Genomic DNA, 26,689 nt, shown 5'->3' with positions numbered 1-26,689 from the left:
AATATCATGTGCAGTTTTAATGTTTGATAGATTTATTTAACAGCCACTGATAAATTAGCCATTGACTGAACATATAAAAAGCGTCTTAATCAACATATCAAAATGTAACTTTTGTTAAATGACTGAGAACCTTGACTTTACTGTAGCTATCCCAACTTATAACGGTGAAAGTCGTTTGCCTGAACTACTAGAACGACTACAAAACCAACTTCACACCGAAAATTTGTCTTGGGAAATTATAGTTGTAGACAATAACAGCACTGATAACACAGCTAAAGTTGTTCAAACCTATCAAAAAAATTGGCAGTGTCCTTACCCTTTAAAGTATTGCTTTGAAGCGCGACAGGGAGCAGCTTATGCCCGAAAAAGGGCCGTTGCAGAAGCTAAAGGTAGATTTATAGGTTTTCTAGATGATGATAATTACCCGATATCAAATTGGGTAGCCGCAGCTTATGCTTTCGGTGAAAAGTATCCTAATGCGGGAGCTTATGGCAGCCAAATTCATCCTGACTGGGAAGTAGAACCACCAGAAAACTTTCAGAGAATTGCTCCATTCTTGGCAATAACAGAGCGAGGTAATTTACCGCTATTATATGAAGCAGCCAAAAAATTACTACCCCCCTCTGCCGGACTTGTTGTCCGTAGACAAGCCTGGTTAGAAAGTGTACCAGATAAGTCTATTTTAACTGGGAGAGTTAAAGGTAATATGCTTACCAGTGAAGACTTAGAAATGTTGTCTCACATCCAAAAATCAGGATGGGAAATTTGGTATAACCCAGAAATGGAAATTTCACACAAAATACCAAAGTTTCGTTTAGAAAAAGATTATTTAATTCCGTTTTTTCGAGGTATTGGACTTAGCCGTTATGTAACTAGAATGGTAAATATCAAACAGATATATAGACCATTCGCTCTTTTATCTTATATGATAAATGACTTGCGTAAGATTGCTTTACACTTACTAAAATATCGAACGAAGCTAAAACAAGATTTAGTAGTTGCTTGCGAAATGGAACTTTTTTTAAGTAGTTTTATTAGTCCTTTTTATCTTTGGAAAAATGGATACTTTAAAAAATAAATTATCAATATTTTAGTTATTATGACTGAATTAGTAGTTGAAACTTTAGATATTAGCGTAGCCATTCCTGCATATAATGGAGAAATCCGTTTACCTAAAATTTTGGATAAGCTATTAACCCAGACAGGAGTAGAAAAACTTAACTGGGAAATTATTATTGTGGATAACAATAGTTCTGATAATACATCTGAAATAATTCATAATTACCAAAAAATATATGATGGAAGCTGTCATTTAAGATATTTTTTAGAAACCGAACAGGGAGCCGCTTTTGCAAGATTGCGGGCAGTACGTGAAGCCAGAGGGCAGCTAATCGCATTTTTAGATGATGATAACTTACCTGCTCCTGATTGGTTATCAGAAGCATATACCTTTGGATTAGAGCATCCTCAAGCAGGCGCTTGGAGTGGACAAATTCATGGTGATTTTGAAGTAAATCCGCCAGAAAACTTTGAAAGAATTCAAGCTTTTTTAGCTATCAGAGAACATGGTTCAAATCCACATTTGTTTGATGCGGATAATTTAAGACTTCCTCCTGGCGCAGCGCTTGTTGTTCGGAAACAAGTATGGTGTGAGAATGTACCACAACGGCCTAATTTAAGTGGGAAGTTGCCTGGTATTTTGGTGCAGGGTGATGACTATGAACCATTGCTTTACATACATTATGCAGGCTGGCAAATTTGGTATAACCCTACTATGCATACTTATCATCAAATACCACATTGGCGGCTTGAGAGAGATTACCTCCTAACTCTGGCACGGGGCTGTGGCTTGTGTATTTTTCAGTTACGTTTGATAAATACTAAAAATTGGCAAAAACCAATAGTGTTTGTGAAAACTATTTTAGGGAATTTACGCCGAGTATTACAGCACCTCATTCAGTATAGAGGGCAGTTGAAAAGTAATTTAATTGCTCTTTTTGAGATGGAGTTTTACTTTGCTAGTATGATGAGTCCTTTTTACTACTTAAAATGTCATATAGGTAGAGCATTAAAAAATAAATTAGCCCTATAAAATGATGAAAACCAGCAAAAAATTACCAAAGATTTCTGTAATCATCCCTGCTTATAATAGTGAAAATACTATTAAGCACACAATTCAATCTGTTCTCAATCAAACTTTTAGTGATCTAGAATTAATTGTAATTAATGATGGTTCACAAGACTCAACTTTAGAAGTTGTTACCCAAATCCAAGACTCACGAATAAAAGTATTTTCCTATTCCAATGCTGGCGGAAACGTCAGCCGCAACCGAGGACTACACCGTGCAGTTGGAGAATTTGTTAGTTTCTTAGATGCAGATGATCTTTGGACACCTGATAAACTTCAGTCTCAGTTAAAAGCTTTGCAAGAAAACGTTACTGCAAAAGTTGCTTACAGTTGGACTGACTATATTAACGCAAATGGTCAATTTATACTTTCAGGTAAGCGCATTAATGTAAATGAAAATGTTTACGAAAAGTTGTTACTAAATAACTTTCTAGAGAATGGTTCCAATCCCTTAATTTGTAGAAAAGCTTTAATTACATTAGGTGGCTTTGACGAATCTCTAAATGCAGCTCAGGATTGGGATATGTGGCTGCGATTAGCCTCTAAGTTTAATTTTATATGTGTACCATCTGTACAAATCTTATATCGCATAAGTGCTAATTCAGTTTCTTCCAATCTTGTCAGGCAGGAAAAAGCTTGCTTGCAAGTGCTTGAGAGAGCGTACAAAGAAAGACCTTCCACACTGAAGCATGGTTGGAATATAAGCCTAGCAAATTTATACAAATACCTGACGTGCAAAGCCCTACAAAAGCCATTTAATCGGCAAAAAGCTCTAGCATCTGCTAGATTTCTGTGGAAGTATTTTCTTAACGACCCCTTAAGGCTTCAGAATCTAAATTTCACCTTAAAATTGTTATTGAAAACCATCATAATTTTTACCTCGCCCACCTTGCTCTACAGTATTATTAATCGGCGTGAAGTAAGAAGCCAAGAAGCTCAAACATTGCTCAACATCTGGGTAGCTGAAAATCGGCCAGAAAACAAAAATGGATACCCAGGTGCATTTACAGTCTCTAGTTGATACAAAAAATCCTTTGAATAAGCACTCCAGTAGTGGTTTTACCTTACCAGAGACGTTAGTCGTTGTTCTATTAATTGGTATATTAGCTACGCTGGGAATACCTAACTGGCTAGCTTTTGTAGAGATTCGCCACCTCAACACTGCCCAAAACGAAGTTCACCTTGCTATGCGCCAAGCCCAAAGGCAAGCTACCAAAGATAAATTGACTAAGCAAGCCAGTTTTCGCATACAAAATGGTGTCGTGCAATGGGCAGTTCATCAAGCAGAAGTAGGACAATTCATTCCTGATGCTGTTAAAAACAATGGCAACCTATGGCATAACCTGGAGCCAAATATTCGCATTTATGAAGAGGAAAACAATAAAGGAAAAAAGGAGACAACTTTACTAAAACACACTTCAGAGCAAATGTGGCGAGTTTTATTTAACTACCACGGTTGTCCTATCTCTGAAATTGGAAATCAGTGTACAGTAGGCGGATTAGGACAGATAACCTTCTACAGCTTAAATGGTGGTAAAGCTAGACGTTGTGTCTATGTTTCTACAATTTTGGGGGCTATGCGAACGGGAAAAGATCATACTAGAGCCAACGAAAATGACAAGTATTGCTATTAAGATATTTTTAGTTGATTCCAGCAAGGTATTGCGTGCTAAATTTTCCAGCAAGTGCAAAACAGCACTTGATTATTTTCAGCCGCTATCCAGAAGCAGGTAAGACAAAAACCCGATTGATACCTGTTTTGGGAACTGTTGGTGCTGCCAATCTTCAACGGCAAATGACTGAGCATACAATATTTCAGGTTCAAGAATTGCAAAAAGCAGCTGGTATATCTGTAGAAGTGCGGTTTGCGGGTGGCAATTCGCAACTCATGCAAGACTGGCTGGGGTTAGATTTGGTTTATCAGTCTCAAGGTGAAGGGGATCTAGGTTTGCGGATGGCGCGATCGCTTTTTGATGCCTTTCAATCTGGTGCAGAAAAAGTAATTATTATCGGTACAGATTGTCCTGGAGTGAATGCCCAGATTTTAGCAACAGCCTTTGAGAATTTACACGCCTTTGACCTCGTACTTGGCCCTGCGATCGATGGTGGATATTACTTAATTGGTTTGCGCCAACCAATCTCGGAGTTATTCGTTAACATCGAGTGGGGAACTGCTCAAGTATTCCAAAAAACCGTGGATATTGCCCAGAAACTTAATTTATCATACCTGAAATTGTTACCTTTAGCTGATGTTGACCGACCGGAGGATCTGCCGATTTGGGAACAAGCCCTTGCAGGGGAGATAGAAAAATGCTGTAACAACATCATCTGCCTAAGTTATTTCTCAATTTATTCTATTGGCGCTACTGGTACGTATTTTTACTGCCGCAGTTATGGGTTTCCTGTTCTAGCTGGACGGTTTCTCACCATGATGTAATCTAAGAACAACTTGATTGGTGTTCTTAAATTACATCTTATGGTTTCTTGTTGCTTAAGTTGACACAAATGAGGATTGCTAAACCCCTACGTTTTGGGTGTAGGATGGCGCGATCGCTTTAGGGAGTGGAATCAAGGGGCGGTCAATTTAGATGAGGTAAGCTAATTGAGAAAGTGCGTAGGCGTAGCCAGCTGTAAGCATCGCTTTTCCATGAAAATATGAGCCGATCATCTTGGGGATGAGAATAAGAGGCAGAAGCAATAGAATCTTGTGGAATATCAGCACTGTTGAAATAGCTCCTTAAAGCTTTTTGAGGCTGCTTCAGGTTTGGCAACAATTTCGACAATTTTATTGCGTGCATCTGCTTCAAACAGAGCCTCGACAGCAACTTGGGCGACTTTCTGCCTGGGGATGCTACCATCAAACAGTGTATCTGCACTCTGCATCACGATGTGGTCGGAGTTATCTTCATTCTTCAACCCACCAGGCCGCACAATCGTATAAGTAAGACCACTTTTCTGAATATACTCTTCAGCTTGTTTTTTCCACAACAAAATTAGCCAAAACAAGTTCAGCGGATGGAAAAGCCGGGAAGTACACAAAGAAGAAACTAAGATAACATGCTCAATTCCCTTTGCCTTAGCAGCATCTACTAAATTTTTAGTCCCTTCAAAATCCACTTTATAGGGCCCAGTGGGGTCAAAGCTAGGTTTTGCCCCAGTCGCAACCAAGATAACTGTGCTATCTCCCAATGCAGCAGTTAAACTTTCTGGTTGTAACACGTCGCCTACCACTAATTCGGCTTCAGGAGACAGAATACCCCTAGCTTTCTCTATATCCCGCACCAAGGCTCGGACGGGAATATTCCGCGCTATCAATTCTTGCACAATCCGGCGACCTGTTTCACCTGTTGCCCCTGCTACAAATGCTTTCATAATAAATGCTATCTTGGGAAACTATTGTGTGCTTGTTCAGTTCTTTATTTTAGTAATTCTATGGAGTTGATGGCAGATTAATGAGGTTTCGGTAAAAATGGGATATTAGTACTAAATCACCCAGGCAGTTGGGGAATTATTAATATAGACGAACGGCAAAGTATACAGTAATGCATTTATGCTTTCAAGAAAAGGCGAATATAAATCCTGGGAAATAACAGAAGCAGTTTTACCTGTAACCTCCAGCCCAGAAGAAGCCGAGGATACATTCACAAAAACAAATATAGCGACGCTCACAAAATTTTACGGTCGTTATCAAGATTTTATGGAAATGGCTGCCCCAGTAGAGAAGGTTGCTGAGTATCTCAATGCTCACGCCTCATGGTTTTCGCGCTGCGCTGAACCGATGAAGGTACAATCACTTGGGGAAAATGGCTATGCTTTAGTAATTGGTCGTTTTGGTTCTTTTGGTTATGAAGTAGAACCGAAAATTGGTTTGGAATTGTTGCCCCCAGAGGAGGGGATTTACCGCATCCGTACAATCCCCATTCCTGACTACCACCCACCTGGTTATGACGTAGACTATCGGGCATCTCTACAGTTAATAGAAACCGATGTTTCCACTAGCATTGGCGAGATTACAAGAGTTGAATGGGAATTGGATTTGATAGTTTATCTTCACTTTCCCAGGTTTATTCAGCGATTACCCAAGTCTATAATTCAATCTACAGGCGATCGCTTACTTAACCAAATTGTCCGCCAAGTCTCCCGCCGCTTAACTCGCAAAGTTCAGGAAGATTTTCATAAATCTTTAGAAATACCCTTTCCTACTAATTCTAAGAAAAAGCGGTAATTTAAGAGCAAAGCCGGAGACACTCCGTCTCCGGTCATTAGTCAAAAAAACTCTGGACTCCTCACTCCTGACTACTTAACTATGCTTTAGTGAGAATTTTTTGGACAATTTGCACGCCGGTAACAGCCTGCCAAGTAAAAAGTCCTAAAAGGGTGAAATTTATCAAAATGTGAGTTGCCCGCGCCCAATTTGCCCCTTTCTGCATATAAGGGGATAAAGCAGCAGAAAATGCTATTAGACTTGTCATACCCAGTCCTGCGAGTAGGTGAGGCCCGACAAATAACTTTTGGTTATTAATGTAAGTGACAGCCATACCACCGATCGCACCTGCCACCATCAAAGCTAGGAGTATAGACCCGATTTGGTAGTGTCTGACGTTATATCTACCTTTAATCAGTTCTTTCTTTTCTTCCCCCTGAGCATTTCTGGTACGCTGTACTTGCAACCCCAAGTAGGCAGCATAAATTGAGAATGCTAATAGCGCCCACATGAGCACCGGATGAAAGAAGTTCAGCCAATATTTCACCGACGTAGAAAGTTCCAGACTCATCGTGTTCTCGCCTAATTATTAAATCTTCATAAAAATTAGCATAACTCTATTTTGTGTGCTTAATGTTGCACAAATTAAAAGATAATCTCCCATCTCCCTCTACTATTTTCCTTCGCCCTCTTGCCAAAGTGGATAAACAATCTCAGACTAAATTTTGAGGGTAGACGAACAAAATCCCCTGTATGGGATCTCAATTCATGACTGAAAACAACGATACTTTGCTGCTCAAAGCTGCTAAAAGCGGTGATATCAAGGGGCTGTGTGCGCTACTAGCTGCTGGTGCGAAGGTGGACGCGTGCGATCGCCTTGGCACCACAGCGTTAATGTTTGCTGCCAATTTAGGCTACACCGAAATTGTGCGATCGCTGCTGGATGCTGGGGCGAATATCAACTTGCCCAGAAAACTCTATGGTTTGACGGCTTTGATGTTGGCGGCTAGTGCCAAACAGCTTGACATTGTGCAACTTTTACTATCCAGAGGTGCTGACGTAAATGCCACTAATGAAGATGGCAGTACAGCTTTAATGGCAGCAGTACTCAAAAGTCATATCGATGTCGTGCGAGTTTTATTGGCTGCTGGTGCCCAAGTTAATATCGCAGATAAAGATGATGATACGGCGTTGAAACTGGCCGTTAAGCAGGGAAAAATAGAAGTTATAGAAGCAATTCTCCAAACTGGTGTCGATGTCAATATCCACGAAGATGAGGGTGAAACACTGTTAATGCTAGCGGCAGATTTGGGACATCTGGAGATTGTGGAAGCACTGCTAGCAGCAGGGGCTGATGTGAATGTGAAAAATGCTGATGGTGGAACTGGCCTATCAGCAGCAGCAGCGGCTGGACACAGTGCGATCGCAGCAGCTTTACTAGATCGAGGGGCCGAGATTAATCTTCAAGATCGAGATGGTGAAGCTGCCTTACACCTTGCCGTTGTGGAAGGCTACATTGATCTCGTGCAAATGTTACTTAACAGGGGTGCAAATGTCCAAATTAGGAACCATCTGGGTGATACACCACTGCTTGTAGCAGCATTGCAGGGACATAGCCAAATTGTCGAGGCATTGCTACGTTCTGGCGGAGATATTAATGGGAAAAATCTTGGTGAAGTACCTTTGACGTTGGCTGCATCACAAGGACACACGCAAACGGTGCAAGTATTGTTAGACTATGGTGCTGATGTCAATACTCCAGGGGATGATGGCAAAACTGCTTTAATCAAGGCAACCGAACGCAAGCACACAGAGATCATACATTTGCTGTTGGCAAAGGGGGCAGATGTGAATTTTCAAGATTCAGCGAGGGCCACATCATTGATGTGGGCTGCCTCAGCAGGTTATGGCGAAATTGTGCAGTTATTACTCCAAGCTGGGGCAGATGTGAATTTGAAAAACCGGGGCGGTTATACTGCTTTGATGATTGCAGAATTTAATGGTTATAAGAATGTTGTGCGGAGTTTACAACAAGCTGGGGCGCAAGAATAGCAATCTAAATTCTTTATCTAAAATATTTTCAGAAATATCTTGACAAATCATTAAATCAAGGTTAACAACTTAAATACCAAGGAAGTTTAAAACAACCAAGTCTAGACCTAAGAAACAAATAAAGCAAAACTCCGTCGTAGCTGTTGTGAACTTGCTACGGCGGAGAAAGAAAAAATTAAAACGCCAAAAGGGAGCAGACCAAATGCTTGCGTTACAAGGATAGAAAGAAAGCAAAAATGAAGAAGTAAATTTACCTTTTACTTTTTACCTTGTACCTTTTACCTTTTACCTGCTCTCACCCTTGGCGTTTCCTACTGTGCTAGATGTGCAAAATATATAGTTTTTAATTGGACAGAAAAGTATTCTAACGATCATTTTTTATGTATTATCCTAAAGGTTGAATACAAACAAGTTACTAAAAAAGGTTGATGTGCAAGCATTTGGGCGATTGCTATGGAAATTCAAAGAAAAATAAATAAAAAATTAAATTTAGTAGAATCACTGTGGTGAATCCTCTGTCACCATAACCCAAGCATTGACTCATGACTTGACGAAGCAAAAATGACTAACGACTATAAAATTTGCAGAACAACTAGTGTCATATCATCAGTGTTTTGCTTATCAGCACCGATGAATTGCTGAACTTGGTCAAATAAGTAATCCACAATCTCCTCTGGCCCATTGCAGTACTTACAAGCCGTATTGAAGCCAGCAACAAAATTGTCTTCATCGAAGCGATCGCCACCGGCAGCAGCGGCATCGGTCAAGCCATCTGTATAGTAAATAATTGTATCTCCAGGCTCTAACTGTACCTGGGCATCTTCATATTGGCTGTTAGCATCCAAACCGATTAGCATTCCTAGAGTATCTAAACGGCTGACAGTTTTCGTGGCTGCGTGCCACCATAAGGGAGGATTGTGTGCCGCATTGCTATAAGACAAAATTCGGCTGTGGGGGTTATATTCTGAGTAAAATAGCGTTACAAAGCGGTGGGAATTTTCCAAATCCGCATACATAACTCTATTTAAGTTTTGTAGAATTCCGGCTGGGGAATTACCATGTAGTACTTCTCCCCGTAGCATTCCCCGCATCATCGTCATAATCAGCCCAGCGGGGACACCTTTGCCCATCACATCTCCAATAACCAAACCCCAGCGACTAGTTCCCGTGCCACCTTTGGTCTTGGGCTGAATCTTATTGTGATTGGTAGCAATAAAGTCGTAGTAGTCTCCACCAACACGATTGGCAGGTTTACAGCGTGCCGCCAAGACTGCACCGGGGATTGTGGGGCATTGACGTGGTAGAAGTCGCCGTTGAATTTCTGCGCCAATTTCTAGTTCTTGGTCTAGGCGTTCTTTTTTTCTTAGTTCTACAGCTAGTTCATCGTTTTCGATCGCTACCGCTGTTTGGTCTGCCACTAACCTAACTAATTTTTGCCTGGTTTCTGTCCAACTATATTCTGGATCGCGGCTCAAGACATAGAGCCATCCCCGTTCTGTATGCTTCACCAGAATCGCCGTACCAAAGATTTGCACATCTGGCCCCAAATAGCGATGCATCTGGTCATCCAAAATCCCCGTAGCATTCGCTAGAGGGGCAGTATTGGGCACAAGCGTGATTTGACTGCTGGCTATTTCTAGCGCTTTGCGGATATTCTTTCGCTGGCGACTATCTTGCCAATGTAACTGTTCTAACCTGACTTGACCATTAGGTTTGTAGAGAAACAGGGCGCTACCGTCTGCATCAGTCACTCTTGTTGCCATCAGCGGAATCAGTTCCAAAAACTGATTCAAATTATTAAAACTTCTCAGGGCAAATCCTAAAGAACTTAGCAAATCTTGAATTTTGTTCTGTTCCCGGTGCAACCTTGCCACGAGTTCTTTGAGTGCCACGACTGGTGTGACATCCGTCGCGGCACTACTATTATTATCAGTGGGTTGAGAGGGCAGTTGAGACACAGGCACAGGTATTATTGCACTTTATATTGGCAGATTTTAGATTACTTATAAATCTTTTGGCTTTGGCATTGCTAAACCATATTTAGACAAGACTTGTCATTTTAGCAAGAGTATAAAGACGTAACAGGCAAATTTTATAAGTATTTTATTTGCTTATTGTATTTATGATGGAATATTAGTAATTTCAAATCATGTATTTTTAGTCCAAACTCAACCCGTAAAAATTACTAGTTTTGCTGATAGTTCAGAAAGCTTTTCATTTTTTCATAACTTAATTCCCAAAGCATATCTCTAAAGTAATAAAAATACTTTATTCAAAGAATAATTCATCACGCTTTCAGAGGGACTGTTTGGGCAGAGGCAACTAGGAGACTAGAAGTCTTTTGAGTGAAAACCTCTATAAGCGCTCAAATCGAGCTTGGTTTGGTAAAAAACAGACTTACACTCATTCCCAAACCTGAGAATATGTAAATAAGTCTTCAAATACTTAATTTGTATACCATAATTGCCGGGATAATGGCCAAGATTGAGCTTTTCCATTTTTAATTTCTCATTTTGCAAATTTTGAGTTGCGGAATACGGAAAACTTAAACCCAGCAAAACGAGATAAAAGTGAAGTAACCCGATCTTTTTAGTCAGCATTAAGAGACTTTAACCATTAGCTTGTAATTTATTTTAGGGGTGAGTCATTTGGTAAGTGTAAGATATGAATAGAAGAGATGACACTAAATCTAGAAGAAATATCTTCCAATAACTTTAAGTCAAAAGCCAGAAAGAGTGTTGTCATTTAACCATCAGAATTTAAACCTCTGAATTTATTACAGAAAATATTTGTAGATCCTTTCGCAAGTAGAAGCTGAAAACACACCTGGGAATGTTGAACCAGCTTACTTACACTAATTCGCTTTTTGAGTCCACAGTGGACGATTCTCCGAAGTTCTGATGGTCGGAAGCTGTCCTTCTCTTGAGGTAGGCGCTGGGCAAACACCTGACGCTCGTTACCCCTAATTTCAAGTGAGCGACGCGCACCATGTCGCTCTCTCGACTCGCTAAGGCAGTTGCTTCTTTGTAGGAGTACAAGTCGCTATAGCCAATACCAACCACCTGTGGAGGCAAACCCTCCCGCAGTGCTGGACTCACCCGTGCAGGTTCCCCAACGCACTGCTCACCGCTCAGAAAGCTGTCCATCCCACAATAGTTGTATTTGTGGGGTGAGCGTCTCGATTCCCCTTGAAATTGCTGCAAGATGCGAGTCTAGAGCCTTTTAAATGTCGCAACTAAATGCCCGTGCTGCTACATTTAAAAAGCCCATTCAGGGCGTTAAAAAAGGCATTAGCTTGAAATTTTAGCAAAAGTCAGCCATTTATTGTGACAAACTCATGATTTTAGGACTTGAGCTGTTTCTAGTTAGTCCAAGTGATAATACCAGATCAGTCATCCCTAAATTTATCAGTTTTAGGACTTACGCGAAAATGGCTAAAAAGCTTAATTTATCGAACCGCCTTCTCTATGAGAGGCTGACGACAACGCGCAACTTCTTGCAGAGAATAATCATAGAGTATGAGTAAGTCGTAAATTTGTTAAGAAAAATTTTTAACTCCAAATTTTTCAACTAGCCACTCAAGAGAGCTTCGACAAACTCATAGCTCGAAAAGGGGCGCAGGTCTTCAATTCCTTCGCCAGCACCAATAAAGCGAATGGGTAAACCTAGCTGCTGCACAACGGCAAGGGCAACACCCCCTTTAGCCGTGCCATCTAGCTTGGTTAAGACAACGCCACTCAGTTGGGCAGCTTGGGAGAAAACTTCGGCTTGCCGCAGTCCATTTTGTCCTAAAGTGGCATCTAGAACCAAAAGAGATTCTACTTTGGCATTTGGGGCTTTTTTGTCGATAATTCGCCGGATTTTACCGAGTTCGTCCATTAAATTTTTCTTGTTTTGCAGTCGCCCAGCTGTATCTACTAGAAGTAATTCTGTTTGACGCGCTTGGGCGGCGGCGATCGCATCAAATACAACTGCTGCCGGATCTGTATTCTTTCCCGGATTGGCAATTACTTCTACACCACTTCTACTACCCCAAACCTTGACTTGTTCCACAGCGGCGGCGCGGAAGGTGTCTGCTGCCCCAATCAAGCATTTATAGCCAGATTTTTGTCCCAGGTGAGCAATTTTGCCGATGGTGGTGGTTTTACCGGCACCATTTACCCCAGTGATTAACCAAATATTTAAGGTTTCTTTTTCTGGGGTAAAGGTAGTTTTGTGGGATGTTTTGCTCGGTGCATCCAGCATATCCCGGAGGATTTTTTTCAGATAAGCGATCGCTTCTTCAGGTGCGGTGACTTCTTCTCGAAGTTTTTTCTGTAGAGCATTAATAATAAAGTCTGTCGCCTCTACACCCACATCAGCTTGCAAAAGCAATGACTCAATTTCCGTCACAGCAGCAAGATTAAGCGGCCCTTGACCAACGATCGCCTTTAGTTGATTGAGAATACCACGGCGAGTTTTGTCTAACCCTTGCCGGAGTTTTTTCAGCCAGGTAATTTCTTCAATAGAAACGTCTTCTGCACTTCTACCTTGAGCTGCTAGAACTTTTGCCGACCAGACAAACCCATCATCAAATACCAATCCGGGAATTTCTTCTCCTATTTCTGAGGTTGTAGCTACTGGCTGTGCTACCTCCGGTTCTGAAACTTCAATAGCGGTGGCTATTAGTTGTTCTAGCTTTGCTTGCCGTTCTGCCTTTGCCCGTTCTAAGAACGATAAGGTGGCTGGTGCTGTTGGCTGTGTTGCCTCTGGCGTCGCTAGTGGTTCGGTGGGTGTTGGTTCAACTTCACTTGCCGTGAGTTCTGGGCTTTTGACATCTGGCTGTTCAGCAATTCCTCCCACTGAAGAATCTTCTGTAATTTCTTCCTCACTAGCAGCTTGGATAACTTCTGGCTGTGTAGTTTCTACGGTTGTACTAACAGGTTCCTCAGTTGCTTCTGGTTCAGTGATTTCCGCAATTGCCGTTTCTGCGGTTTCAGGTTGTGCTGATAGTGCTGGGGCATCTGCTGAATCAGGTAAGGTTTCTACTACCTCGATTTGTTGTTTTTGCTGAATATTTTTGTAGGCAGCTTTAGCAAATGCCAATAAGTCTGCCGTTGTGTCTGGTGCAGTTTCAGCAGTTGGTGTTGAGGTTTCGCCTGGCTCTGGTTGGGGTTCTTGTGCAGGAGAAGTTTCTTCCTGTTTCTGATCAGAGGGAGTGTTAGAGGAATCGTTATATTGACGACGGAACCAATTAAAAACCATTGCAGCAGTATTGGTTATATGAGTTTATAAGTTATAAGTTATGAGTTTAATTTAACTTTGCACTTTTTCTTGGGGTGAAAACTTCCGGGTTATCCTCACCTTTCAACGCTAGTTTCAGGAGAATCGGTACAACATAAGGTTTCCTCCGTTCACGCAGCGTCTCCCCTTCTCCCAAAGGGAGAGAGCCTAGCACCTTTCCTTCTCTATGAGACGCTCCGCTCAAAGGAAGCCGCAGAAGCGGCTACAGATTTTTCTCCACGGCAGTAGATGAATTACGCAACGGTACTATGCTGTTTTTCTCTGCTCAGTGACTCGCCGCAAAACACCGTTAATAAACCGATGACCATCCTCTCCACTGTAGCGTTTGGCTAGCTCCACAGCTTCGTTGATGGCGATACTGTCTGGAACTCCTAAGAACTTCATTTCTGCCACAGCGATTTGCAAGATATCGCGGTCAATTTGGGCGAGGCGAGTTACTTGCCAATCTACTAAGGCACTAGAAATGAGTTCATCTATAATGTGTCGATTTTCGTTGACGGTAATCACAAGCTCTTTAGCGTAATTCCGAACTCCCTTGTCCTGATTAGCTAACTGAATCAATACTGGGAAATCAACTGCTGTACCCAACTGATTGATTGCTGTCTGGGTGCAGACGATCGCTTCTTGAAGCATTGTTCTGGCAGTATTCAGGTCGGCGGCCCGAGTTTGGCTACTTAAGAGGCGATCGTTACTGCGTTGCAGTTCACCTGCGGCATTATCGAGGGTATCTTGTACTTCTGAGGTCAGAGTGCGTACTGCTCCTAGCACCAACTTGGATACTAGTTGATCGTCTTCCAATTTATCTAATTTCTTTGGGTTGACTGGCAATTGGCTAAGGCTCAAAAGCGCCAATTCACGAGCAATTTGCTGGGGTTTACGAGGTTGCATAAAACTGAGGGGTGATTCTGCGAGAACTGATTAACTAAGCAAGACAAACTTACAAGCAGATCAATTTTGGCACAGTTAAACAACAACATTACGCATTTACTTGTGACTATGCCAGATTGATTTTAAGTTTCTTCAACGGGAATAACCTGCTGCTTGATTTCGTCGTATTTCACTTCCAGTGTGGACTCTTGGGGGAAACCCAAAGGCGTATTGGGGGCGACAATGCCACCTGATACAACTATTTTAAAGGCGTCTTCAATCGACATGGAGAGGTTCACCACCTCGTCTTCAGGAACGACTGCGTACCATCCGGTAGTCGGATTTGGGGTGGTGGGGATAAAAACACTTAGCACGGGGCGAGACATCTGGGCTTGGATGTCACTGCTGATTGCACCAGTAACAAAAGCGATCGCCCAAATTCCTCGGCGGGGATACTCTACCAAAATTACACGGCGAAACTTGCCATTAGAATCTTTTAGTATTGTTTCTAAAAGCTGTTTGAGAGTTTTGTATACCTGTCCTGCTAAAGGAATTGCCTGTAATAATCGCTCACCAAAATCTAATAACCACCGCCCAGCAATATTTCGAGCCATCAAGCCCATTAGCAAAATACTTAGTAGGGGTACTGCTAATCCTACTAATAAATTAAGTATATTTACTAAAGCTGGGTTTAACCCATCAAAGGGATTCAGTTGTTTGGGAATTTGGGTGAGGAAGTTGATTACCCAAGTAGCAATGGTAATTGTCAGCCAGATAGTGGTTGCTAGGGGAATTATTACCAACAAACCAGCAATCAGGTCGTTTTTTAAGTCCTGTTTTAGGCGATCGATTACCAAGCCCCGATTCTCCTGTTTTAAGCTAGAGGAACTTTTGTTATTCGTATCCATACCAGCAGATTCGTCAAATTCCGAAGCCTTTAACTTTGGCAGTTTCTGCCGCCAGCAACTGCCTAAAACGCTAGCAAGTTGCCTGCTAGCGCAAAAACACGTACTTGCTGCTGGAAATCAGCTATTTTCCTATAAGCATACACATAGAGATTAACCAATCCGATGGCGACTGGTTATTCTCAGAGGATGTTACTTTTCTTTGTAAGACTTGTAAATGATTGTTGCAAGTTCTTAGGTATTACTAATCTACCGCGCTCAATCAAAAGCTGCTGATGATTGTGAAAGTACTACTGGGTAAACTAATAAATTATTTTATCTGGTCAGTCACTCACTTTTGAGCAGGGGCGGCTTTTATGAAAATGTTCTGTTAAAAATATTAATTTATTAGGGATTTACAAGAAATAAATTATCCATCTTGTGGGGTGGGTATCCTGCCCGCCATGAATATAGAACAGATGGGGACACCCATCCCACTAGAAAATTTGGGATATATTTTATTTGGAAGTCCCTTTGATCTAGTCTTGAATCAGCAAAAACAAGATCCCTGACAACTTTTACGAAGTCAGGGATCTGTGTAGCCCAGCTGTGCTACATTATGATTTTGCGATCGCTGATTTTACTGGGAATTCTTCTAATCTCCAGCCCCCTTCACGCCGCATCAACATGTGTAGTTTCAGAACCCTCGCACTGCACCTGTTGTGTACTATTTTGTACCAAAATTGCTGTTGCATCTAAATTAGGTTTTGGTAGATACTTCATTTCCCAGACTTTGAGCAAAATCAGATATTCGTAGAATGACTGCAATGTACACCAAGCGACTCCGGCGCGTCCATCTAAACATCCGCCTAAGATAAAATACATATATACAAACCGTAGCAACGGTCTGGCGGGCAAACGCAAAGAGAAATCTTTCAGGGCACGCCGTCTTTCGACTTCCGATTTACCAAAGAATAAATCTTGCCAGTTAACCTTTCCCTGTTCTAGCTGATACAATGTTTCTTGAGCTTCATCCGTAGAATAACGGTTGTGCTTGTCAATCCAGCGGCTCAAACCTTTGCTACAAGTGTAGTGTGGGTATGTTTCTTTTAAAAAGCTAGTTGCACCCTCACAAACTTCCCGCTCAGTATGACCGTAGTCTGTAAACCACACTTTACCGTGGCGGAAGAGTCGCATTTGGTAACGGGGATACTGTGTGCTGTAGCGAATCCAACGATTCATGAACATGACGCGTTCAGCCACGTAGTAGCCGATGTAGTCTGGATTCTGATTTGCCTTTTCACATTCGGCAAACAGTTCTGGTGTCATACGCTCGTCAGCTTCGAGAATGTAAACCCATTCGTGCTTCGGGGGTATAGACTCTAACATCCAGGTGCGTTGGCGTCCGTGGCTTTCAAAAGCGTGTTGGACGACGCGGATGGGATAGCGACTGGCGATTTCCACAGTGCGATCGCTACTGCATGAATCCACAACAATGATGTCATCTGATAGCATCGCCGATTCGATACAAGCAGCAATATCTAGTTCTTCGTTATATGTCAGTATGTAAATTGAGAACATTACTCAAGTTTTATAGCGATTTTACGCAGTGATAATTGCTTTGTTATTGTTATTAGCTATTAGGCGCATGGCAGTATCAGCCGTCAAGAATTTTTGGATACTTCCTACTGCCATGCCAATAGTGGATTAGCGTGCGGCAGCTCTAGGTTTACCACCTTGTACAGCACCTCTACCTCTTAAGCCTGTCCAGCCGATGATAATGTAACCAATGGACAATAGCAAACTGCTAATACCAATCCGCAGTCCCGACTTCCAAGCAGTATCTTTAGCTTGTTGCTCTGCTTCGTCTCGGCGCTGGCGAAGTTGGCTCAGTTGTTGATTTTTCAGCGTCTGAATATCTGTTTGTTGTTCGATAGCTTTGTCAAGTGCTTGGGGATCTGTTTTAGCCTTCTTCAGTAACTCTTTGATATTTGGGGGAATTTGAGGGCTTTCAAGTGCTTGCTTATATTTTTGGTCATCTTTGAGGATTTCACTAAACTGAGCTTTGGTTTGGTTTCGCAGCTGCTCTAGTTGCGCTTTTCCTTGCTCAGTAGCTATTTGTGCTTGCAATTGCGATAACCGAGTGTTCAGTTGATTTTCTGCCTGATCTGCTTCTTGGGTGATGCGGTTGAGTGCTTGAGCCTTGGCTTGATTGACGTTATTCAGGTGCAGGGGAAAAATCAGCAAGAACATCAACCCTAAAATACTTGAGATGATCAGGGCGGGAAATCTTAAATCGACACCTTGGGGACGATCGCTTGCGGCATCAGCATTATCAATCCAATAGGCAGCAAACAGAAGCCCTAAACCTACTAAGGGAACAATTCCTCGATCAACGAGTGCTGTTGCTAAGTTGATTTGCCATACCCGATCAGTAGGTTGAAAGGGTAACAATAGAATCAAAAAGTCAACGAAAAAGGACAAAATGCAGATTATTCCAACTACCTTAAGTGTGAGGGCAGTACTCATGGAAGCAAAACGGTTAACCATAGTTTTTCAAACTGGTGGTGAATACGAGTGATTTTCATATTTCAAGCTACTTGAATATTGTGCCCATGACTATGACTATTGTGTAAAAACACAAAGCAGATTCAATACTGGTAAAGGCTATCTGCCTCTTGGTTTTCAACTAGGCCAGAGTAACATTTGTTATCTACAGTGTCTTCAGGAAATTCCTGGTATTTTAAGATACGAAGCTAATGCAGGGCTAGAGGAAAAGACTCATTAATTACCCGATCTCCCTGATTGCAGTTCTCAATCGGTCGTAATACAGACCTTTTGTCGGACATCACAGATGTGTATCGGTGTCAACTTAAATCGAAACCTTTGCAAAGAGGCTGTATCGACTTATCGCCCGACTTGAGTAAGGAAGCAATTATTACTGAGAGCAGATGCTGCTACAAGCTATTGAGTTTATACTTAGGCGGTATTTTTGCGAGTATCTCGCTTGCTATACTTACAGTAGTTTTCTTTTGCATGAAGTAGAAAGCTACGGGTTTTGAGGCAGGAGGTAGAAACTCTTTATATCTGATGCGTCAGTCCGGCATTTTGTACCTCAGTTACTTGCAAACTCCTGTATTTATACTCTTTTTTGCTAATTCCTCAAAAAATGAGCAAATTGGGAATAATAACTAACAATCAGGTGTGAACCTTACTGGAATAAGTTCGTCGATGATTTTTGTTAGCAAAAAGAGTGAATTTGAAGGAGTCAGACTCTGAAAGGCTTTGAATTCAAAGGTGTTGAAAAACTTATTGGCCCAATAGCCGCGCTTCTCGGCTTTGTATATTTGTTGCAATGGTATATTGGAGACTTGCGATCGCCTTCCGATCCCATCTTTGAAAATAAACAGCCGCCTTTGGTGATGAAAGAGGGCGACCCCTATATCCGCGCTTTAATGCGAACCATCTCGGCGAGTGAGGCTAGTGGAAACCGTCCCTATTCGCTGTTATACGGTGGACAGCAAGTCAACGACCTCAGCCGACATCCTGAGATATGCGTCACAATTATCACGGGCCCTAACACAGGTAATTGTTCTACTGCTGCTGGCAGATATCAAATTATCAACATTACTTGGTATCGTTTAGCCCCTCGTTATCACCCAAAGCCGATGCAGATGATGTTTTGGACTGCTTATAGTTTTGAAGCAGAATATCAAGATGTAGTAGTTTACCGTTGGTTAAATGATTCTAAAGTTTGGGGAACTGATATTTCTCAACAGTTGCGTCAGGGAAAGTTAAATGATGTTTTGCTGCGACTCTCTCCCACCTGGACAAGTCTAGGATATGGCATAGAAACTAATTCTGTTAGTAACTCTTTGCCCAAGGTTTATCAAAAAATGTTGCAAGAAGAATTAACCGCAGCTAAACAACCAACAGCCCCGAATTTGACACCATCGCCAACTCCTTCTAGCAAGGCAGTAAAGAAATAGTGAGATTATCCTAATTTTTAACTTGCTGCGGACAAAAAACTTTTGATATTTTCCACAAATGTCAAGGGATTTTCAAAGTGGATATTATGTCCAGCATTACTAATTACTTTTATCTGGACAAATTCACATATTTTAGCCATTTCTGTATTAATAGATATAAACTTTTTATCAGATTCACCAACTAGTAAAAGCATGGGAATTGCATTACATTGTAGCTTTTCCCATAAAGAAGGTTGGCATCCAGTACCCATAAAGCGCAGTGATTTATCTAATTCCTGTGGATTGTTCTGCAAGCGACTTTCTACCATGCGATCGTATTCTGAATGATTTTTTATATCACCAAAAATTTTTTGATTGTACCAATTTGATAGAAAAGCGGCAAAATCACTTTTTTCAATAATTCTTGTGAATTTTCTACCTATTTGTGTATCAAGTTTAATCCGTTCTAATCGTTCTGCTGCTGTTGGCAAACCTGGGGAAGCTGACTCTAGCACAACTTTATGAAAACGTTCTGGAAAATGCACAGCTAGGTATAAAGCCAATCTTCCACCCATTGAATAACCAACTAAAAAGCATTTGGCAATTTTTAACTCATCTAGTAAGTTGATTATTGCTTGAGCAGTGTTTGCCATTGTATAGTATTCGTCCTCACCCAAAACTTGAGTTTTGCCATGTCCGGGGAGGTCAAGTGTTAAATAGGAAAATTTGTTAAATAGTAATTTAATGGCTTCATCAAATTCATCAATGTTACCCATGAAGCCATGCAAAAAAAGAATTAGTGGTTTATCTAGAGTGCCAATTAAAGAATAATGAAATTGATAATTTTTTAGAATCATAGCCTAGCTAAAAACCATCGTCGTTGCATAGCATATTATCTAATAGAATAAGCTTTTCCCTCATTCACTTTTTCTAGGAGGTAACGAGGGAAAGTCTATAAAAATAGGTTGTCTACCAGTTTGCAATATGATGTTGCTGGAGTGAATGTGACGATGCACTATTGAATTTTGATGTATCACTGCTAGTGCATCACTAATTTTGCGAATGCACTCTAGATTATTTTTTTTAATTTAAGGTAAAAATCGATCTAAAGCAGCTTTTAACTGCTTAATTTCAACGTCAATATTACCCTCTTGTGCGGCTCTACCAATACACTCAGTTAAATGTTCATCCAAAACAATTCGCGCTACCCGATCCAATGCGCCCCGCACTGCGGCAATTTGCAGTAGAACATCAGGACAAGGGGTACTTTGCTGCACCATTGCCTTAATACCACGAACATGTCCTTCTATACGCGATAATCGATTGACAATTCGCCGTAAAGACTCTTCGCTATGGATGTGAGGATGAGCCAACTCTCCAGTTCCATGAGTACGATCTGTATGCTCGTGGTCTGTATCGTGATAGTGGGAATGTTCTGCTTGCTGGGATGTTGGCAAGGATTCCTTACCTAATCGGTTTGATCCATTCATGGGCTATCAAAAGACTTGTATTACTAAGATCCTAGTCTAGTACTCGACCAACCCGAAATTTATGGGTGAAGGTGGGTTCCATTCACCTTCACTTTACTACTAACGATTGGCTCTTTCTTGGGGAATAATCTCCGTTACTACCCTACCGCTAGAACTGCCACCCTTGACAACAATATTTTCTGTTTGCAGATTACCAACGGCTGTTTCACCCGCAAAATTCAATGGTGGGTCAACTTGCCGATAAACCACATTTCCCTGAGCTTCAACTAACTTATTGTCTAAATACCAAGTTAATGTATTGGATCTCAGAGACTGGCGACGCTGACCAACGGCGTTGACGTTACCTTTTAAATAAACGGTTTTTTGCGGTATTTTCATTTCACCTTGATTGGCTGTCACTGTGACATTTTCGGCACGCTGGAAGATTCGTGTGGGCGAGTTTGTGGTGACAGTTTCTGTGTTCATGTTCCAGGTCATGGAATTACTAGCTATTTGCAATGGTGGGTCTAGTAATTCTAGTTGGGCATTTTGCTGGACAGTGGCAATTTTTGTTTTTAAGTTGACTTCAGCAGAATTTCCCTTGCCGCGATCGCTAATTTTATTATCTTTGTAACGGTCAATTTGTATGGGGCGATCGCCAATTAGTTTTTCTTCTTTAATATTCCAGATTAAATGTTCAGTTCTCACTTGCATCTGGGGATCAGTCGAATTGGCTACTACCCCTCCAGAAAATTCCATGCGCTGTTCGCGGGTTTTAACTCGCGCTTCCTGCGCCACTGCTTGTAGTTGTTTATGAGTACCATTAATCTGGTTGCGGACAATCAACAAATCTTCTTTGGGACGCCATTCTAATTCATTACCTTGCAACACAATTCCATTACTAGGGTCTGTGGCAAATATCTTACCTTTAAGAAACAACTGCTTCCCATCTTGTTCGATATCTGCTACATCTGCCTTGATTTGGTAAACAACTTTGCCATCTTGGTATAGTTCACCATAAGGACTTTCAGCCTGACCAATTTGTTTTTCTTTGGTGTATTTTGCGGTTTTAGCCCTGACTTTCCAAATTGGTCTTCCCACTTCATCTGCTTGTTCTAGGGTGACATCAAAGAAAGTCAAGTTGCTATCTTGAGCAGAAGATGAAGCCGGAGTATTTTGTTGGGAAGCTGGGGGGGATTTGCCCCCACAGGCAACTAAACCAAATACCAATAAAAAGGTTAAAGGTAAAACAAGAAAGGAGGAAGTGGAGGAGAAATTTTGAATTTTTCTCTTTCCCCATCTCCCTCTTTTATGAAATTGATGCGCCATTATTCTTGGATTTCTAGGTGTCCATCACTAGTTCTTGGGTCTTCCAAAAAACCTATACCAGATAACGGCCGGTATGGATAGCTTTGGCGAGGGGTTTTTTGAATATCTTCTTTGATAGCTTCTAAATCAATATAGCGATCGCTTACATTAATTAAGCTGTCGCTGGTCATTGAACGCAAGCTCACTACTTCTACCCGCACGCCACGATAGCTGACTGAATTTACCGCATAAGCCAAATCCCCATCACCGCTGACTAAAACTGCGGTATCATAAGAATCTACTAGCGCCATCATGTCTACCGCTATCTCTACATCCAGGTTAGCTTTTTTAGAGCCATCTGGCAGCTGGACTAAATCCTTAGCAATGACTCGATAGCCATTGCGACGCATCCACAGCAGAAACCCCTGTTGCTTCTCGTTTGTGCGGTCTACACCAGTGTAGAAAAAAGAACGCAGTAATCTAGAACCTCCTGTTAATCGACATAATAGCTTGGTGTAGTCGATTTCAATCCCTAGTTGCAGTGCAGCATAAAATAAATTTGAGCCATCAATAAATATGGCGACCCTACCTCGATTCTCCAAAACCTGTTCTGGCGTAAAGATTGAATCGGTTTCCAAATTATTCAACATTGTTGTGATACCTCAATTTTTATCCCTGTTATTTTTGATACAAATTACCAACTTTTAGATGCTAGTCACAGCGGCTTATGATAATGTTCCGGGGCTAATTTAAATTGAGCCACGATAAATTTTGTGAGAAAATAAAAAATTGAACAAAATCAGAGTTTGATAAGGACTAATCGTTTTTCGGGGATTCTATTCGCTGAAAAACCGGTTGGTGTCTACCCAAAGGTTGTTTACTAGATAGTATTCCCCATGTAGCATGGATGGTAAAAGGAGCGGTAAGTGAACTTTGTATTTGCTCGTTAAAGTTTATTCCGAAGCCCAGCTGCTGATAAATATCGCTACTGATGTTCGGAATAATTGGGGAAAGCAGATAAGCTGCTAGTCTAACTGATTCTAGAACTGCGTAGAGAACCTTTTCCACCGACTCTTGCTGTCCCTGTTTATATAACAACCAAGGAGCTTGTTCATCAATAAACTTATTACTGGCTTGCGCCAGTGAAAGTATGGCCACGCAGGCTTGACTGAAGGCTAGCTCTTGGTATGATTGTTTTACCTGTTGCCCTAGACGTAAACCAATTGCTTTCAAAGGATTTTCGTCAGGAATCGCTTCATTGCCGATTGATGGGACATTATTCTGGGCGCAGTACTTTTTCACCATGCTCAAGGTGCGATTGAGCAAATTACCTAAATCATTTGCCAAATCTGCATTCAGAACATTAATGAACCTAACTTCATTAAAATCTCCATCCTTGCCAAATTCGATTTCCTTAAGGAAGTAATAACGAACGGCATCACTACCATAGCGCTGAACTAACGCCACAGGATCAAGGGTGTTACCCAGACTTTTGCCCATCTTCTGCCCATCTTTGGTCAAAAAGCCATGCCCAAATACTCTCTCTGGCAAGGGTAAGCTAGCTGACAACAGCATTGCTGGCCAATAAACTGCATGGAAGCGCAGAATATCCTTACCAATTAGGTGGAGGTTGATCGGCCACCATGTTTCTAAAGCATTTGCTAAAGTCGGTTCTGCATCTGGTTCTAGTAATGCTGTGACATAACCTAGCAGCGCATCAAACCAGACGTAAAGAGTGTGCTTGGGATCAACTGGTACCGGAAATCCCCAATCTAGATTCACCCGCGAAATTGAAAAGTCTTGCAGCCCTTGATTTACAAAGCTGAGAACTTCATTACGCCGACTTTCTGGTTGAATAAAATCCGGTTTAGATTGATAAAATTCTGTCAGCTTAGTTTGATATTTGGATAAGCGGAAAAAATAGTTTTGCTCGTCTCGCCACTCCACTTCTTTGTTAGTATGAATTGGACAACGGTGTCCTTCTAGCAGATCCCGTTCTTCTTTGAATTCCTCGCAGGATACGCAATACCAGCCTTGTTGTTGTCCCTGATAAATATCACCAGATTCCCAGACTCGCTCAAAGAATTCTTTGACGATCGCTTCATGACGAGGTGCAGTAGTCCGACTAAAGCGGTCGTATTGAATGTCTAATAATTGCCATAAACTCACGAAACTAGGGACAATCTCATCACAAAACTCTTGTGGTGCTTTGCCTAAACTTTCTGCCGATCGCTGAATTTTTTGCCCATGTTCATCTGTACCTGTAATTAGTAATACGTTATCCCCCAGTAGCCTCTGAAATCGCGCGACTACATCTGCGGCGATCGTAGTATAAGCACTGCCTATATGAGGGATATCGTTTACATAATATAGGGGTGTGGTCAGGGCAAATGTCTTTTCTGTTTTCTTCACATTCATGCAAAATAAAAATTAACTTATTAAAACGTTTTACATCTTAGCTTTTGTTGGCAAAACCACGCAATTATACAATATTATTCCGATTTTTTCCAATAACATCTTCATCCTAGCAAATTTATCAGGTCAAGAATTGTTTGGTAATATGCATCAATTAAACTCATTTTTACCTAAAAAAATGGAAATTAACTAATCATAATTTTTTTGAATAGTTTCTATTAGATATTCTTGTGATCAAGAATACATAATTGAGAACGCGGAAAATCTAGTTACTTTTGGAGATTAGATATTTCTATCTTAAGACGGTCATGGCAATAGTAAAGAAATGTAAAAATGAAATTCAGATAAACCGCCATATTTACCGGAAAATATATTGATTAGGTATGAGTCGAAATAGCCCCCTAGAGATTTCTCGCGCTTTGGTGGCGGCACTCTCAACACAAATGCTTCGCTATTATGAGGATCGGATTCCTCAGAATGCCAGCGTGTTGGTAGTCAGCAATCACCGCAGCTTTATGGATGCACTGATTTTAATGGCGGCGTTATCGAGTCCGATTCGCTTTGCTTGCCATCACTATATGGGACAAGTTCCAATAATGCGGGAGATTGTCACCGGTCAATTGGGGTGTTTCCCGTTAGAGGAAACTCAAAACCGCCAGCAAAGCTTTTTTTCCCAGTCGCAGGTGCTATTGCAGTCCAAGCAGATGGTGGGAGTATTTCCAGAAGGGACTGAACCAATGGTGAAATTTACTCAACCAAACCAGGTGGGTGAGTTCCAGCGGGGATTTGCCCATTTAGCATTGCGAGCGAATGTGCAGGATTTAGCTATTTTGCCGATCGCGATCGCCTCCTTGGAAGAAGTAAACACGAATGGCTTTCCTTTAAGGCTTTTGAGTGTATTTGACCCTTCAGAACCTTTATTTAATCAAAGTGGGTGGCATCCTTTGGTGATTTATCGTCGGGTTGCGGTGTTAATCGGTCGTCCTTATTGGATTACGCCCCAACATCATAAAAAATATCATGGCAAACAGGCCAGAACTGTTGTGGCTGAACTGACGGAACACTGTCACGGCGAAATTAGCAATTTACTGCGTCAAGGTTGCTATTAGAATCAAAAGCACCGAAGCTTTTATAAGCAACAATCAGCAGTCCAAAAGTTTTATACCATTGACCAATGACCAATGACTATCACAGAAGTTGAGTTAAACCCTTGTTTCCTGACTCCTAAACGAGTACAGCCAAAGTATCCGCTATTAGTATATTTGCCAGGAATGGATGGAACTGGTCAACTATTGCGATCGCAAACCGCTGGATTAGAAGCTGGCTTTGATGTCCGGTGTTTAGCACTCCCCCGGAAAGACCTTAACACTTGGGATGTGCTAACTAAGAGTGTATTGGACTTGATCGACGCCGAATTAGAAAAAAGCTCTCAGAGGCCAGTTTACCTGTGTGGCGAATCCTTTGGTGGTTGCTTGGCAATGAAAGTGGCAATCCAAGCACCCGATTTATTTAAGCGAATCATTCTAATTAACCCAGCTTCATCCTTTCATCTTCGCCCTTGGTTAAGTTGGGCATCCCAACTAACTTACTTAGTGCCATCAGAATTGTATGATGTTGGCGCACTGGGGTTATTGCCGTTTTTAGCATCTTTGTCACGTATTTCTCAGAGCGATCGCCACGATCTGCTGAAAACTATGCGTTCTGTCCCGGTAGAAACGGTTCTTTGGCGGTTGTCTTTACTGCGAGAGTTTCATGTTGATGAGGAACAGTTAAGTCGCTTAACTCAACCAGTTTTGTTGATTGCTGGTGCTAGCGATCGCCTTTTGCCTTCTGTAACTGAAGTTAACCGGATAGCGAACCTCTTACCAAATAACAAGATTGTAGTGTTGCCCAATTGTGGACACGCTTGCTTGCTAGAACAAGATACTAATCTCTATGAAATTCTTAAGGATAACGAATTTTTAGAAAGTCAAGCTGATACGGGTACAGGGATCGCAATATTTTAACTTTTGCCTTGTTAGGTGAGAAGATAGGGTAAAGGACATCTAATATCTCCTCACCTTCAAATAATGCTTACGTCCTCAAAAACCTTAACCACATTATTTTTGGAG

23 protein-coding genes and 1 pseudogene are annotated in these 26,689 nt (G+C 41.5%); 10 read left to right on the top strand and 14 right to left on the bottom strand.

Annotated features, from left to right (window positions below; all coding sequences use genetic code 11):
- Window positions 1–118 precede the first annotated feature (118 nt).
- From hpsE (V7K62_RS07810) to V7K62_RS07790, 5 genes and pseudogenes are all read left to right on the top strand, one after another.
- Complete coding sequence (hpsE, locus tag V7K62_RS07810; protein ID WP_334863344.1) at window positions 119–1,078, top strand: hormogonium polysaccharide biosynthesis glycosyltransferase HpsE; 960 nt, start codon at window positions 119–121, stop codon at window positions 1,076–1,078.
- A 21-nt stretch (window positions 1,079–1,099) separates the two neighbouring features.
- On the top strand, window positions 1,100–2,092 hold the full coding sequence (hpsE, locus tag V7K62_RS07805) for a hormogonium polysaccharide biosynthesis glycosyltransferase HpsE (protein ID WP_334863343.1): 993 nt from the start codon (window positions 1,100–1,102) through the stop codon (window positions 2,090–2,092).
- Window position 2,093: 1 nt separating this feature from the next.
- Window positions 2,094–3,149, top strand: coding sequence for a glycosyltransferase (locus tag V7K62_RS07800; protein ID WP_334863341.1), 1,056 nt, complete (start codon window positions 2,094–2,096; stop codon window positions 3,147–3,149).
- Window positions 3,115–3,762 carry a pilus assembly FimT family protein gene (locus V7K62_RS07795; RefSeq protein ID WP_334863339.1) on the top strand — a complete coding sequence of 216 codons (648 nt, stop codon included), beginning with the start codon at window positions 3,115–3,117 and terminating at the stop codon, window positions 3,760–3,762. Before V7K62_RS07800 ends, V7K62_RS07795 begins: the two co-directional genes overlap by 35 nt.
- A 32-nt stretch (window positions 3,763–3,794) precedes the next feature.
- Window positions 3,795–4,421, top strand: a pseudogene (locus V7K62_RS07790) (TIGR04282 family arsenosugar biosynthesis glycosyltransferase); the annotation flags it as partial.
- Between the two features lie 422 nt (window positions 4,422–4,843).
- Here V7K62_RS07790 and V7K62_RS07785 read toward each other — a convergent pair.
- Window positions 4,844–5,500, bottom strand: a complete 657-nt coding sequence (locus V7K62_RS07785; protein WP_334863337.1) for an NAD(P)H-binding protein — start codon at window positions 5,498–5,500, stop codon at window positions 4,844–4,846.
- Between the two features lie 178 nt (window positions 5,501–5,678).
- Between V7K62_RS07785 and V7K62_RS07780 the strand changes: the two genes are divergently transcribed.
- On the top strand, window positions 5,679–6,353 hold the full coding sequence (locus V7K62_RS07780) for a DUF1997 domain-containing protein (RefSeq protein WP_334863335.1): 675 nt from the start codon (window positions 5,679–5,681) through the stop codon (window positions 6,351–6,353).
- Window positions 6,354–6,432: 79 nt separating this feature from the next.
- Here V7K62_RS07780 and V7K62_RS07775 read toward each other — a convergent pair whose 3' ends face one another.
- Window positions 6,433–6,903 (bottom strand): DUF4079 domain-containing protein, encoded by a 471-nt coding sequence (locus tag V7K62_RS07775; protein WP_334863333.1) that lies wholly within the window; start codon window positions 6,901–6,903, stop codon window positions 6,433–6,435.
- 197 nt (window positions 6,904–7,100) lie between these two features.
- On the opposite strand from V7K62_RS07775, the gene V7K62_RS07770 reads away from it, so the two are divergent.
- The gene (locus V7K62_RS07770; protein ID WP_334863331.1) at window positions 7,101–8,384 is read left to right on the top strand and encodes an ankyrin repeat domain-containing protein; all 1,284 of its coding nucleotides are present in this window, start codon (window positions 7,101–7,103) and stop codon (window positions 8,382–8,384) included.
- A 572-nt stretch (window positions 8,385–8,956) separates the two neighbouring features.
- On the opposite strand, the gene V7K62_RS07765 is transcribed toward V7K62_RS07770, so the two are convergent.
- From V7K62_RS07765 to hpsJ-B, 7 genes are all read right to left on the bottom strand, one after another.
- Window positions 8,957–10,348: a PP2C family protein-serine/threonine phosphatase gene (locus tag V7K62_RS07765; RefSeq protein WP_334863330.1), complete on the bottom strand. Its 1,392-nt coding sequence runs from the start codon at window positions 10,346–10,348 to the stop codon at window positions 8,957–8,959.
- 885 nt (window positions 10,349–11,233) lie between these two features.
- The gene (locus V7K62_RS07760; protein WP_334863328.1) at window positions 11,234–11,530 is read right to left on the bottom strand and encodes a hypothetical protein; all 297 of its coding nucleotides are present in this window, start codon (window positions 11,528–11,530) and stop codon (window positions 11,234–11,236) included.
- 424 nt (window positions 11,531–11,954) lie between these two features.
- Window positions 11,955–13,628 (bottom strand): signal recognition particle-docking protein FtsY, encoded by a 1,674-nt coding sequence (ftsY, locus tag V7K62_RS07755; protein WP_334863326.1) that lies wholly within the window; start codon window positions 13,626–13,628, stop codon window positions 11,955–11,957.
- Window positions 13,629–13,913: 285 nt separating this feature from the next.
- Window positions 13,914–14,555: a transcription antitermination factor NusB gene (gene nusB, locus V7K62_RS07750; RefSeq protein ID WP_334863324.1), complete on the bottom strand. Its 642-nt coding sequence runs from the start codon at window positions 14,553–14,555 to the stop codon at window positions 13,914–13,916.
- Between the two features lie 122 nt (window positions 14,556–14,677).
- Window positions 14,678–15,442, bottom strand: a complete 765-nt coding sequence (locus V7K62_RS07745; protein ID WP_334863322.1) for a DUF502 domain-containing protein — start codon at window positions 15,440–15,442, stop codon at window positions 14,678–14,680.
- 648 nt (window positions 15,443–16,090) lie between these two features.
- On the bottom strand, window positions 16,091–16,999 hold the full coding sequence (locus V7K62_RS07740; protein WP_334863320.1) for a glycosyltransferase family 2 protein: 909 nt from the start codon (window positions 16,997–16,999) through the stop codon (window positions 16,091–16,093).
- Between the two features lie 126 nt (window positions 17,000–17,125).
- Window positions 17,126–17,968, bottom strand: coding sequence for a hormogonium polysaccharide biosynthesis protein HpsJ (hpsJ-B, locus tag V7K62_RS07735; RefSeq protein ID WP_334863318.1), 843 nt, complete (start codon window positions 17,966–17,968; stop codon window positions 17,126–17,128).
- 797 nt (window positions 17,969–18,765) lie between these two features.
- On the opposite strand from hpsJ-B, the gene V7K62_RS07730 reads away from it, so the two are divergent.
- Entirely contained in the window at window positions 18,766–19,407 is a 642-nt protein-coding gene (locus tag V7K62_RS07730; RefSeq protein ID WP_334863316.1) for a glycoside hydrolase family 24 protein, read from the top strand.
- A 17-nt stretch (window positions 19,408–19,424) separates the two neighbouring features.
- On the opposite strand, the gene menH is transcribed toward V7K62_RS07730, so the two are convergent.
- The 5 genes from menH to metG form a co-directional block, all read right to left on the bottom strand.
- A complete protein-coding gene (menH, locus tag V7K62_RS07725; RefSeq protein ID WP_334863314.1) occupies window positions 19,425–20,243 on the bottom strand; it encodes a 2-succinyl-6-hydroxy-2,4-cyclohexadiene-1-carboxylate synthase in 819 nt (272 codons plus the stop codon).
- A gap of 231 nt (window positions 20,244–20,474) precedes the next feature.
- Window positions 20,475–20,876, bottom strand: a complete 402-nt coding sequence (locus V7K62_RS07720) for a metal-sensitive transcriptional regulator (protein ID WP_334863312.1) — start codon at window positions 20,874–20,876, stop codon at window positions 20,475–20,477.
- A gap of 99 nt (window positions 20,877–20,975) precedes the next feature.
- Window positions 20,976–22,184, bottom strand: coding sequence for an LPS export ABC transporter periplasmic protein LptC (lptC, locus tag V7K62_RS07715; RefSeq protein ID WP_334863310.1), 1,209 nt, complete (start codon window positions 22,182–22,184; stop codon window positions 20,976–20,978).
- Window positions 22,184–22,813, bottom strand: a complete 630-nt coding sequence (locus tag V7K62_RS07710; RefSeq protein WP_334863308.1) for a LabA-like NYN domain-containing protein — start codon at window positions 22,811–22,813, stop codon at window positions 22,184–22,186. Before V7K62_RS07710 ends, lptC begins: the two co-directional genes overlap by 1 nt.
- 166 nt (window positions 22,814–22,979) lie before the next feature.
- Window positions 22,980–24,581, bottom strand: a complete 1,602-nt coding sequence (gene metG, locus V7K62_RS07705; RefSeq protein WP_334863305.1) for a methionine--tRNA ligase — start codon at window positions 24,579–24,581, stop codon at window positions 22,980–22,982.
- A gap of 380 nt (window positions 24,582–24,961) precedes the next feature.
- Between metG and V7K62_RS07700 the strand changes: the two genes are divergently transcribed.
- Both V7K62_RS07700 and V7K62_RS07695 read left to right on the top strand, forming a co-directional pair.
- Complete coding sequence (locus tag V7K62_RS07700; RefSeq protein ID WP_334863303.1) at window positions 24,962–25,687, top strand: lysophospholipid acyltransferase family protein; 726 nt, start codon at window positions 24,962–24,964, stop codon at window positions 25,685–25,687.
- 72 nt (window positions 25,688–25,759) lie between these two features.
- Window positions 25,760–26,584, top strand: coding sequence for an alpha/beta fold hydrolase (locus V7K62_RS07695; RefSeq protein WP_334863301.1), 825 nt, complete (start codon window positions 25,760–25,762; stop codon window positions 26,582–26,584).
- Window positions 26,585–26,689 lie beyond the last annotated feature (105 nt).

The sequence above is a fragment of the Nostoc sp. genome (genome assembly GCF_036917935.1).
Lineage (GTDB): Bacteria > Cyanobacteriota > Cyanobacteriia > Cyanobacteriales > Nostocaceae > Nostoc.
Note: the sequence above shows the minus strand (reverse complement) of the source record. Positions and strands in the feature narration are given on the sequence as shown.